We start from the raw sequence: 13,491 nt of genomic DNA, 5'->3' as shown, positions 1-13,491 counted from the left end.
ATGCAAAACACTGACACCTTAAATTTAATTGAATTACCCGAGTTAATGCGGGCTATTGTCCTTGATAAACCTAACAACGCGTTAAGTTTATCTGAGGTACAAATTCCGCTACCTCATTGTGGCGATCAAGAACTGATAGTAAAAGTTGAATATGTTGGCTTAAACCCAACAGATGTTGAGCTTGCTAAAAAAGGATTTTGTCAGTGGCATTACCCACATATTATGGGGTTTGATGCGGTAGGCACTGTCGTTCAAGCCAAAAAAGGCTTATTTCCTACGGTTGGCGATCGCGTTATGTGGCACGCTAATATTGGCGGACAAGGCGTATTAAGTGAATACGCCAGCGTCCCTAATTTTGCAGTGTCGGTTGTACCTGATAGTGTTACAGGTAGCGATGCTGCAACCTTGCCTTGCGCAGGAATGACTGCTCTAATAGCCATGAAAAAGCTGCAAATTATACAAGGCGAAAGTATTTTTATTGATGCTGGCGCTGGCGCTGTAGGTCAATTTGCTATTCAATTTGCCAAACAATTAGGTGCTGATGTATTTACTACTGCAGCAAAACGTAATCATAAGTTAGTCACTAAGTTAGGTGCTGATGTTGTTTTTGATTACCAAGATAAAAAGCTCGCTGACAAGCTAAGTCGTGAAGTAGGTCCGCAAGGTTTTGATGCCGTACTTGATTCATTAGGTGGAGAAACAACAGCGCGAAACATTGAATTAATGCGTTTCTGTGGCCGCATCGCTTGTTTAAAACCATTGCCTCTTTTTGAACCTGCATTAATGTTTAGAAAAGCCCCTAATATAGGTATCATTTCTTTAGCAGGCGCATGGTTGTGTAATAGTTTATGTGCGCAACAAAAAATGGGCTTTTTAAGTAAAGAGCTACTTGAAGCAGTTGCCCAAGGTAATATTATCCCCCCGAAAGTTACCTCGGTTGATTTCAATGCCGATAATATTTCTGCGGCATTACATAGGCAAATCAACGGTGGTTTTACCGGAAAACAAATCATAAAGATCACATAACCCTATAAGGCCTCGTTTCCCGATGCCTTATTTTTTTATAAAATACCCATGCTCTTAAAATAAATTAAGGCATACCAAACACTACACAACTAGTTTCTAGCTATAAACACAATCATGCTATATTCTAATAAAAGACGTTTTTTTGAAGTATTAGGGTATGATGATCTTTCAGAGATAAAATTTATTCAATTAAAAACGAATTTAATCGCGGCGCGAACTTTACTTATTACTTCGAGAACTAGTCATTCTATTTAAAAAGCTAGCAACAAAGAGTAAATTCGTTTTAAATAAACCTAAAGACAGCACTTGTTTGAAATTTATACGGCGTTATCGCATCTTCGTGTAGCAAGTTACACCTCGCATGCTCTGACTTGTCTACTATTAATACAAAGAAGTCCAAACAAGTTGCTGTAAAGTAATCTCGAAAGATCAACAGACCCTAAGCAAATAAACTACATCACTAAAGCTATAACTAAGGATAACGTTTGAACATTTTTATTCTCAGTATTTTTTTTATCGTCGTTATTTTATTTTCTATTTGGATATATTGTCTATTAAAAGAAGTAAATACGAGAAAAAATATTGAGAGCGAATTACTTAATGATAAGTCTCACCTTTATGAGTTACACAAATACGCACTCATCGGGCATTGGGAAATTTTAGCCGATAACACAACACATTGGTCTGAAGACATGTATCGGTTATTTGAATTTCCGATTAACAACAACACAAAACCAAAATCTTTTTCGAACTTACTCAACTCCGCCGACTTACGTCTATTCACCGCATCTATTGAGCATTGTTTTGCCACTGGCGAAGAACATCACATTCAATGTAAAGTAAATCTACCTCATAACTCGCAAGAACGTTGGATCGACTGTCGTGGTAAAGCCATACTCGACGCCAATGGCATACCCTATAAAATATCAGGTTTTGTACAAGATATTACCGCACAAAAAAGCGCTGCTGACTTACTTAAAGAAAACGAAGATAAATATCGCGCCATGTTCGAAACAGCGTTAGTGGGTATGGCACTTAATGATAAAGATGGAAATCTTATTGAGGTTAATCAAGCATATCTTGATATTATTGGTTATAACAAAGCAGAAATTTATCAACTGAGCTACTGGGACCTCACACCTACATCCTATAAAAACGAAGAAAACATTCAGCTCGCCTCATTAAAAAATACGGGTCGCTACGGCCCTTATGAAAAAGAGTATATCCATAAATCTGGGCGACTCGTACCTGTAGTGTTAAATGGTGTTAGCGTCGTAAAACCAGATAACGAGACTTACACTTGGTCATGTATTCACGATATTACCTACAGAAAAGAGATGGAGTTACGTGAAAAACTCCGCTCTCATGTATTAGAGCTTATCGCCAGTAATGAAAAGTTACCTATTATTCTTGAAGCTATTGTCAACAGTGTTGAACAAAACAACACGACCATGTTATGTAGTATTTTATTACTCGATGATACAGGTAAACGGTTAATACTTGGCGCCGCACCAAACTTACCTGAGTTTTATAGTAGTGCAATTAATGGTATAGAAATTGGTGATGGCGTTGGCTCATGTGGTGAAGCTGCCTTTACTAAAAAACGTGTCATTGTCGAAGAGATTCAAAACCATCCTAACTGGCAAGCTTATAAAGCGTTAGCGCAGCAAGCAAAGTTAGGCTCATGCTGGTCTGAGCCCATACTTTCTACGCAAGGAAAAGTACTTGGCACTTTTGCGATTTATCATCATAACACGCATCTACCAACAGCAGAGAATATTACCTTAATAGAACAAATAGCTAGTTTAACAAGTATTGCTATTGAGAAAACCCAAGACAATGTAGCTTTAAAGTCCAGTGGCGAACAAATGCAATTGGTATTAGAAGGGGCAGAATTAGGTTATTGGGATTGGCATATTGTTACAGGTAAAGTAGAAAGAAATGAACGTTGGGCTGTTATGTTGGGCTACAGCTATAACGAGATAAAAAAAACCACTAATCAGTGGGCAGATTTCGTGCATCCTGAAGACAGAGAAAAAGCATGGACATCAATTAATAACGTACTTGAAGGCAAGTCTAAAGCACATAGTATTGAATATCGCATGTTAACTAAAAGTGGCGATTATATTTGGATTCATGATCAAGCTAACGTAATACAACGCGATGCTGAAGGTAAGCCGCTACGTATGAGCGGAACGCATAGCGATATTACTACACGAAAACTTTCCGAAGAAAAACTAAAACTCGCTGCCAGTGTATTTTCTCATGCTCGAGAAAGTATCGTCATCACCGATACAAATAGCATAATTATTGATGTTAATGAAACCTTTACCACCACCACAGGTTATAGCCGCACCGAAGCCATAGGTAAAAACCCTCGTTTTTTAAAGTCAGGAAAACAAACTAAAGAGTTCTATAACGAGATGTGGAAAACCTTAAAAAATCAAGGTTATTGGCAAGGAGAGCTTTGGAATATTCGTAAAAATGGTGAATTATTCGCGGAAATGAAAACTATCAGCGCGGTACTTAATGAACAAGGAGTTGCAACCCATTATGTTGCCTTAGGTAATGATATTACCGCAATTAAAGAACATCAAAATCAACTCGAACATATCGCCCATTTTGACGCACTAACCAACCTGCCTAATCGTTCTTTACTTGCAGATCGCTTATCGCAAGCAATGCTACAATGTAACCGCAATGGAAGCTCCTTAGCGGTTGTATTTTTAGATCTAGACGGTTTTAAAGCCGTTAATGATGCTTACGGGCATGACATGGGAGATGAATTACTGATTGCCCTTTCCGTTCGAATGAAAGCAGCCCTACGTGAAGGTGATAGTTTATCGCGCATTGGCGGTGATGAATTCGTCGCGGTATTAACAGACTTGCCTAATGAAAACACGGCACAAGAGTGTGAACCGGTATTAGAGCGTTTATTAGTCGCGGCTTCTGATCCAGTAACAATTGATCAAACGGTGTTAAATATATCAGCGAGTATTGGCGTGACATTTTATCCTCAAGATAATGTGAGTACAGATCAACTAATGCGGCATGCTGATCAAGCCATGTATATTGCTAAAGAGTCAGGTAAAAATCATTATCACTCTTTTGATACCGCCCAAGATGATGCCATTAAAAATCAACATGAAAATTTAGCGGCAATCCGCTTAGCTTTAGATAACGAACAATTTGTGCTGCACTATCAACCTAAAGTAAACATGCGTACAGGAAAGGTAACAGGGGCTGAGGCTCTTATTCGCTGGCAACATCCAGAAAAAGGGTTACTATATCCAAACGACTTTTTACCCATAATAGAAAACAATGCTATCAGTATTGAATTAGGTGAATGGGTAATAAAGAGCGCGCTGTTACAAATTAGGCAGTGGCAAAACATGGTAACCGGTTTACCATTACGCATAAGTGTCAACTTAGCGGCTGTGCAATTACAACAACCTGATTTTACAGAAAGATTAACCCAGTTACTTAGTGAACATGCTGATGTAGATCCTAGTTACTTAGCGCTGGAAGTCTTAGAAACAACGGCTTTAGACGACGTAAAACATGTTTCTGAAGTTATGTGTAACTGTATAAAACTAGGGATTAGCTTTTCTTTAGACGATTTTGGCACCGGTTACTCCTCTCTAACTTACCTTCGTCGCCTACCAGCAAAAGTTATTAAAATAGACCAAAGCTTCGTGCGTGATATGTTATACGATCCTGAAGATTTAGCCATTGTTGAAGGTGTAATAGCTTTAGCTAAATCGTTCAAACGAGACGTTATTGCAGAAGGGGTTGAAACCATTGAACATGGCACTGTGCTGTTACAGCTAGGATGTGACTTTGCGCAAGGTTATGGTATCGCTAAACCAATGCCGGCAAGTGATTTTCCTGATTGGGTTAACAACTGGAAACCCGCTGCAGCCTGGCAAGTTATAAAGCCAATGAGTTAAAAACTACAACTTAGAACTTACCACCTAGAATCTAGGTTCTAGAATCTAGGTTCTAGATTCTCAAGCTTGCTTTCCTCAAAATAACTAATCAAACACCACGACAAGTTATTTTCAGCCATATTAATTTCAAAAAACACCTTGCCGATAGGCCAACAAAAATAGCTCCTCTCAAATAACAACCTTAAAGTTGTTTAAAAAAAACACATCTAAAGATTGACACTGCACTTTCCTAGTGCGATTATGCCCCACCCCTGAGCAAAAGCCCAATACAAGAGCTTGTGCTCAAACATGTTTTAAGGTAACTTCCAACAAACAATAAGTCACTGTTAAATATATATTTATAAATAGTTACGTTAATAAACAAGTTAATAAACAAGTTAATAAACAAGTTAATAATAAAAATACAGGCATAAAAAATGACAATAACAAACAAAATTGAACTAATTATTTTTGACTGTGATGGTGTCTTAATTGACAGTGAAATCATCAGTGCTCAGGTATTGATTGAACAGTTATTACCTTTAGGCGTCGAAATTAACATGGCTTATGTTCAACAACACTTTTTAGGTTGTAGCTTTAGCTCGGTAAAAGAAAAACTGGATAGTGCTTTTAACATACAGCTGGCTAATTCATTTGAAGAAGAGTACCGCATTGCCTTACTTGGCAAATTTTCAACGGGTTTAAAAGCGACCCAAGGTATTACAGGACTACTACCGCACTTAGCTATTCCGTTTTGTTTAGCGACTAGCAGTAGTCCAACACGCACTGATCGCGCTCTAAATATTGTTGGTCTCGACCGTTTTTTCTGTGGCAAGGTTTTTACCGCTGCAGAAGTTGAAAACGGTAAACCAGCACCAGACTTATTTTTACACGCAGCAAAAACGATGCAAGTAGCACCACAGCATTGTTTGGTCATTGAAGACAGTGTCGCGGGTGTTAGTGCGGCTGTCGCTGCCGGTATGCAGGTTATTCATTATCAAGGGGGGTTACATATGACTGAAGCCACTAGCCAAGCAATTGCTACTACATACCCAGAAACCAAGATAATGCGACACTGGCAAGATTTCCTCCAATTACAACCTAAATTAATCACCACGAATACTAATAAAGCTCAACGTAGAATTTAACCGTCAAACGCTTTAAAAAATATAAAAAATACATACAGATAATTACAACAGGTGCCTTTATGGAAAACAAATCAACAACAGAATTGCAGCGTTTAGAAGATGCCGCTCGTGCAGCCTGGCTTTATTATGTTGCCAAAAATACTCAAGAAGAAATTGCCCAAAAGCTGGAAGTATCACGTCAATCAGCACAACGTTTAGTTGCCCTAGCAGTGAGTGAAGGTTTGATAAAAGTGCGCTTAGATCACCCTATCGCTCAATGTATGGAATTAGCACAACAGCTCAAGAATAAATTTAATTTAGTTGAATGTGAAATAGTACCAAGCGATCCTAACACCCCTGATTCAAATCATGGTTTAGCCCAATGTGGCGCAACGATTTTAGAGCGTTATTTAAAATCAGAGACACCAAAGACATTAGCGTTTGGCACTGGTAGAGCACTAAAAGCCTGTATTGACGAATTACCAACAATGCAATCTCCACAACATAACATAGTATCTATGTTAGGCAACATGATGGCTGATGGCTCAGCGTCAGCCTATGATATTGTCATCTCAATGGCTAATCGCGTAAACGCCAAACATTACCCAATGCCTTTACCAGTAATAGCCTCCAGCGTTGAAGAAAAACAAGTTTTACATAGCCTACAACCAGTAAAGAGTATTTTTAGCTTAGTACAAGAAGCTGATGCAACCTTTGTAGGTATTGGACAAATCACTGAAAATGCACCTTTATTAATGGATGGCTTTATTAATGATAATGCCCTTGATGTCATTAAAAATGAAGGCGCCATAGGGGAAATAATCAGTTGGCTATACGACAAAAATGGACAATTACTAGCCAATGCAACCAATGAACGTGTAGTAAGTGCCCCATTAACCATCAATGCCAGTAACCCTGTTTATGGTATTGCCGCAGGTACAGACAAAGTGAATGCGATACACGCTGCACTTAAAGGAAAGCTTATTAACGCCTTAATAACTAATGAGCATACCGCTAAAGCAATTCTTAAAATCTTATAATAACTTAACATCTTATAATAAATAGTACTGCCAATAAACCTAAGAAAGGTAGTCGACATAAAAGAGTAGCGCTCAAAACAGCTACAAGCATTTAACTAGGAGACTAGTATTAGTCGTACCGAAGGTAAGTGCAAATGATACGAGGAAAGAACAGATGTCAAACATTAAAAATGAAAATTCATTTAGTGAAATAAATGAAGAACAGATGCCTATTGCAAAAAATAAGCTCCATGGTTGGAAACATTTCGCAGGTTTATATGCAGGCGAGCATGTTGCCGCTACCGAATTTGTTATTGGCGCAACTTTTGTAGCCTTAGGCGCCTCAACTAAAGATATTTTACTCGGATTATTAATTGGTAACCTACTAGCTATGTGTTCTTGGTGGTTATTAACCGCACCAATCGCCGTAGAAACACGTTTAAGTTTATATAATTACCTCAATAAAATTGCCGGTAATTCAATGACCAAGCTCTATAACTGGGCGAATGTGGTAATATTTTCGGTGATCTCCGCCGCCATGATAACCGTATCCGCCACTGCGGTCAGGTTTGCCTTTGATATTCCCGCGCAGCTCAATTGGTATCCCAGTAGTTTTTGGTTTGTGATGATTGTACTCGCAGTAGGCTCTATCGTGGTGTTTGTTGCTATGTATGGCTTTTCAACCGTAGCCGACTTTTCTAAAGTGTGTGCCCCTTGGTTATTTGTTATTTTCATTGCCGGTTCATTTACTTTATTTCCTGCCTTATCTAATCATGTATTAGGCACAACAACCGCAACAGGTTGGGCAGATTTTCTCGCTATTGGAGACAGCTCTATTTGGACAGGATTTACCAGTGATGGCGAAAAAGGTATCGGTCTCTTCGAAGTGATTGGCTTTGCTTGGGCAGCTAACTCTATTACCCATTTTGGTTTAATTGACATGGCAACCTTTCGCTTTGCTAAACGTAAAAGTTACGGTTTATTTTCAGGTGTTGGTATGTTCTTCGGACATTATATTGCTTGGATCTCAGCGGGCATTATGGGCGCTGGTGCGGCGGTTTTACTTAAAACTACCATAGTACAGTTAGATCCCGGTGATGTGGCTTATCACGCCTTAGGCTTAACAGGATTTGTCATTATTATTATTGCCGGTTGGACTACAGCTAACGCTAATTTATATCGTGCCGGTTTAGCGGCACAGTCTATTTTTGTTAATCAAACCCGTGAAAAAACTACCGCCATTGTAGGCATTGTTACGGTAATTATTGCTTGCTTTCCCTTTGTATTTTCACAAATGCTACCACTACTTACCTACGCAGGACTATTAGTTGTACCTGTAGGCGGCATTGTATTTGCTGAACATGTAATATTCCCAAAAATTGGTTTAACTCGCTACTGGGCTAAATATCAAAAAATATCACGCAGCATTCCTGCTATTGCCACTTGGGCACTGTCCTTAGTGTTTGGCTTTGGATTAAATATTCTCGATGTGATGTCGTTTTATTACTTGTTCATCCCTACTTGGCTATTCAGCATTGTTGTTTATACCTTATTAGCGAAAAAATATGGCGCAGATCAAGACTACAGTGAAGACGTTGCCGCAGAAGCGCTTGAACAACAACAAATTGTTGCTTATCAAGCCAAGCAAGCCATTAACGACAAACCTTTTATTGAAGATACTAGCGGTATAAGCAAACTGTTGAATGCTGTCTCAGTTATTTCATTATTAGTGATTACCGCCTTTGCTTGTCAGGTGATGTTCTTCAGCGAAACCATGGCGATTTATGAAACCAATAAAAGCCAATTTGAGTTTTACTGTTTCATTTTTACCATCACCTATTTTGCCAGTGCTTATATGTCACTTAAAAGACAAAAAGCACTCAATACCTAATTAACCGCCCTGTAGAGAGTGGCTATTATTAACGTATTTATACAAATATACGCTGGCATAGCATACGTCTTTAGCCAGCCTAAAGTTAGACTCAAGGCTATTGAGTAAGGAAAAAAACATGACGACTGATTCATTAAATCAAGCAATATTAAACCAAGCAAGCTTAACTGGTTTACCTAACAATATTGAATTCCCAAGCTATGACCGTAGCCAACTTAAAGCAGGCATAGTGCATATTGGTGTCGGTGGTTTTCATCGTGCTCATCAAGCGGTTTATTGTGATGAATTATTAAAAACACCTGGCTCAGAGCAATGGGCAATTTGTGGTATTGGTTTATTAGAAAATAACCGTGGTTTACGCGATATTTTAGTAAAGCAAGACTACTTATACTCATTAGTGGTACGCCATCCTAATGGACAAATTGATAACAAAGTTATCGGCTCAATGATCGACTTCATATTTGCCCCTGACAACAAACAAGCTGTAATTGATAAATTAGCACATATTGACACTAAAATAGTTTCGTTAACCATTACTGAAGGCGGTTACAACGTTCACCCGAGCACAGGTGAGTTAGATGTAACTAACCCAGATATTACCCATGACATTGCTCATCCGAATGATCCTATAACCGCGTTTGGCTATATTGCCGCCGCATTACGAGTGCGTAAAGCTAAAGGCATGAAAGCATTTACCATACAGTCTTGTGACAATATTCAACACAATGGCAACGTTACCCGTAAAATGCTCTTAACCTTTACCGCACAACAAGATGCTTTTCATCAAGATACAATACACAACAACTCAGGATTGAGTCATTGGATTGCACAAAATGTTCAATTTCCTAATGCCATGGTCGATCGTATAACGCCAGTAACCACTAAAGCTGATATTGATTACGTAGCAAAAAACTTTGAATTAAGCGATGAATGGCCAATCACTTGCGAGGCTTTTTCACAATGGGTAATTGAAGACAACTTTAGTAACGGTCGCCCAAATTGGGACAAGGTCGGCGCACAACTTGTGGCTGATGTAACTCCGTTTGAAAAAATGAAAATACGGTTATTAAATGCAGGTCACTCTGTACTAGGTTTATTAGGATCAATTCATGGTTATGCAACCATAGATGAAACTGTGTCAGATAAAGACTTTGCCGAGTATCTACGTGCTTTTATGGATTTAGAAGTCACACCTTTGCTAGACCAGTTAGACGGTATTGATTTAAACCAATACAAAAATACTTTAATTGAGCGTTTCGCCAACCCTAACATCAAAGACAGTTTGTCGCGTATTTGCTCTGAAAGCTCAGCTAAGTTACCGAAGTTTTTAATTGCTACCATTAATGAAAACCTAGCCGCGAATCGCGACTGCTCTTTAGCGGCATTAGTGATTGCTACTTGGTGTTTATATAGCGACAAACAAGTAAATCAAGCGCAACAGCCATTAACTATTCAAGATGCGATGCAAACAGAGTTAACGCAATACGCACAAAATACGCAGACTGATAGCCTCGCCTTTTTAAAACTAAACAGCTTATTCGGCGATTTAATGAATAAACCCGCCTTTACTGAATTATATAGTGATGCGATTAATGCTCTTTATGCGCCGGCGAGTAATATAAAAAACATTATGGGCAATATCCTCATACAAAAACGTCTTACTGTTACTGAGGAGGCAAAATAATGAACAGTTTATTTATTAATAATAAAGCCGCTAGCGATATATCAATTACTTGTTTTGGTGAAGTACTTTGGGACTGTTTTGCTGACGGAAAACGTTTAGGTGGCGCACCTTTAAATGTATGTTTACGCTTGAACTCCTTAGGAATTAACACGCAAATAATCAGTGCTGTTGGCAATGATCCGTTAGGTTATGAGTTACTTGCTGAGATAAAGTCACGTAATTTTTCTACGCCACACAATGATGCAGCCATTATTAATAGCGACTTTATCGCGATCAATTCTGATAAAGGTACCAGTACCGTTGAAGTGACTTTAGATAAACGCGGCTCAGCAACTTATGAAATAGTTAGCGATACAGCATGGGACAATATCGCCTTAACACCTGCACTTATTGACCAAGTGAGCAGTTCAGACGTTTTTGTTTATGGCAGCTTAGTTGGGCGTCAACAAGAGTCATTAACCACATTAAATGCGCTTATTGACGTAGCAAACTTTAAAATATTCGACGTTAACTTACGTAAGCCACACTACCAACTTGAAACTTTAATAACTTTAATGAAAAGTGCTGATTTTATTAAGCTCAACGACGATGAATTATATGAAATAGCCCATGCAATGGGCTCAAAATTTAACTCATTAGAACAGAACTTAAACTTTATTGCCGAGCAAACCAATACCGCTTATTTGTGTGTAACCAAAGGTCAACACGGTGCATTACTGAAAATTAACGACAACAATTATTATAACTCGGGTTTTTTAATTAACGTCGTTGATACCGTGGGAGCAGGTGATTCTTTCTTAGGCTCCTTAATCTACCAATTATGTAGTACAACCGATGCTCAATATGCTGTTGATTTTGCTTGTGCTGTTGGTGCTATGGTAGCCGAAAATCAAGGAGCCACTCCTGAACTATCACTTGAGGCGATTGAAGCGTTTATTAACCCCGCTTAATTAAAGGTCTAGCTACATTCATACCTCATATAGCCGATAATACTCATATTATCGGCTGTTTTTTATACTTAAATTAATTTAGTGGCCACTTCGTATAATCATTTTTAAAGTTACAATAGGTCTAATAGTCTTCTTATTATTTACCATTGAGTACTGATATTGATGAATGACAGTATTAAAATGCAAGTTCTCTGGTTGAGTATTCTTTGCACCGTACTCTTTAGTCCGCTAAGCTTCAGCCAAGCCTCAGATATTACTCAACAAAATATATTTACCACAATAACAATAATACTGAGCTTAAAAATGTTGATAAATTTAGCCGACAAACAACTCTACAAGGCTAAAAATTCAGGAAACAACCGTGTTATTTTTTAGCTCACAATACATTTATGGCTCACACTAAATAGTTATCTCACTTAAGTTTATCAAAGGTATTACATGTCTAGTCTATTAAACTCAACCATTAACAATTATTACCACCCAGAAATAATGATAGAAAACTGGACTATAGGGCAAGCTAAGTCTTGGTGTGTTCTCGGCACAATAGACTCTGGCAAGCAATCTATTGCTCATGTATTAACAAGCGAAATTAAACCTACTACTGTTGATACATTAATGTTGCCTAACAAAAATGATATTGCAGTCATTTCCTTTGAAGAACAGCAAAAAATTTATGAACATGAATTAAAAATTGAAGCGACTGATGATATAAACCAACAAGATATTGGCACCCTAGTTCGTGAGTTTTTACCACAAAAAAAATTAAACGATCCGCTCATTAAAACGGTAGGTTTAGATAATTTATTAGATTCAGGTTATCGCCAGCTAAGTAGTGGTGAAGGTCGAAAATTACTAATACTTGCCGCTATTTTACAGGGTAAAAAATTACTGGTTTGTGAAGACCCGTTCGACAGTTTAGACCGCGAAAGCTGTAAAACACTGTCTAACTTATTTAAAGAAATTATCGATAACCGTGGTATTACGTTAATACTGCTATTAGGTAATCGTAGCGATATTCCCGCATGGTGTGAACAAATCGCCATTATCAAAAAGAATGAATTTACGGTTATTGGCGCACAAGGTAACGAAAAAACTCAGCAAAAATTAAATGATTATTTTAACTCTAATGCAGAACAGATAGACCTACCTGAAGAGTTTAAAACCCTTTCTTCTTATAGCCATGAATATTTATTCAGATTAGTGAATGGCACTGTGCGTTATCAAAATAAAGCGGTTTTTGAAGGGCTAAATGTCAGTGTAAAACCGCAACAACACACCTTGATAACAGGCAAAAATGGTAGCGGTAAATCAACCTTATTAAATTTAATTACCGGCGAATGCACCCAATGTTATAGCAATGACTTAACCCTGTTTGGTATTAAACGCGGAAGCGGTGAAAGCATTTGGCAATTAAAAGCTAATATGGGCATAGTTACCCCTGAATTACATCGTCAATATCGCGTTAATGGCAGTTTATTAAACGTAGTGTTGTCAGGTCTTTTTGATTCTATCGGTTTATATCAAACTACCGAAAACTATCAAATAACTTACGCCCGTCAATGGTTAAAAAAGGTTGGTTTAGGCGATAAAGAAAGTGCCTTGTTTAACGAATTAAGTTTCGGGGAACAGCGATTAACACTCATTGTGCGAGCACTAATTAAAGCACCGCTGTTATTAATACTTGATGAAATAACCCAAGGCTTAGACGAGTTTAACCGTCAGCGTATTTTAAAAATCATTAAGATGATCATGCAGGAGAGCCACTCAACTATTTTATTTGTAACGCACCGACAAGACGAGTTATTAGACAATTTTAGCCAGCATATTAAGCTATAACGCTAATTAAACTACAGTCTAATTTAATT

Annotated in this window: 8 protein-coding genes; all 8 read left to right on the top strand. The window is 38.0% G+C overall.

The window, feature by feature from the left end; translation table 11 throughout:
* On the top strand, nt 1-1,026 hold the full coding sequence (locus tag KO502_RS04000; RefSeq protein WP_216021271.1) for a zinc-binding dehydrogenase: 1,026 nt from the start codon (nt 1-3) through the stop codon (nt 1,024-1,026).
* Nucleotides 1,027-1,511: 485 nt separating this feature from the next.
* On the top strand, nt 1,512-4,976 hold the full coding sequence (locus tag KO502_RS03995) for an EAL domain-containing protein (RefSeq protein WP_216021270.1): 3,465 nt from the start codon (nt 1,512-1,514) through the stop codon (nt 4,974-4,976).
* 422 nt (nt 4,977-5,398) lie between these two features.
* Nucleotides 5,399-6,103: an HAD-IA family hydrolase gene (locus KO502_RS03990; RefSeq protein WP_216021298.1), complete on the top strand. Its 705-nt coding sequence runs from the start codon at nt 5,399-5,401 to the stop codon at nt 6,101-6,103.
* Nucleotides 6,104-6,162: 59 nt separating this feature from the next.
* A complete protein-coding gene (locus KO502_RS03985) occupies nt 6,163-7,122 on the top strand; it encodes a sugar-binding transcriptional regulator (RefSeq protein WP_216021269.1) in 960 nt (319 codons plus the stop codon).
* Nucleotides 7,123-7,276: 154 nt separating this feature from the next.
* Nucleotides 7,277-8,992 (top strand): hypothetical protein, encoded by a 1,716-nt coding sequence (locus tag KO502_RS03980; RefSeq protein WP_216021268.1) that lies wholly within the window; start codon nt 7,277-7,279, stop codon nt 8,990-8,992.
* A 118-nt stretch (nt 8,993-9,110) separates the two neighbouring features.
* Entirely contained in the window at nt 9,111-10,676 is a 1,566-nt protein-coding gene (locus KO502_RS03975) for a mannitol dehydrogenase family protein (protein ID WP_216021267.1), read from the top strand.
* Nucleotides 10,676-11,626, top strand: a complete 951-nt coding sequence (locus KO502_RS03970) for a carbohydrate kinase (protein WP_216021266.1) — start codon at nt 10,676-10,678, stop codon at nt 11,624-11,626. Before KO502_RS03975 ends, KO502_RS03970 begins: the two co-directional genes overlap by 1 nt.
* A gap of 438 nt (nt 11,627-12,064) precedes the next feature.
* Complete coding sequence (locus KO502_RS03965) at nt 12,065-13,462, top strand: ATP-binding cassette domain-containing protein (RefSeq protein WP_216021265.1); 1,398 nt, start codon at nt 12,065-12,067, stop codon at nt 13,460-13,462.
* The last annotated feature ends 29 nt before the right edge of the window (nt 13,463-13,491 follow it).

Origin of the sequence: Colwellia sp. E2M01 (assembly GCF_018860585.1) — a bacterium.
Lineage (GTDB): Bacteria > Pseudomonadota > Gammaproteobacteria > Enterobacterales > Alteromonadaceae > Colwellia.
This window is presented reverse-complemented; position numbering and strand designations above follow the sequence as displayed.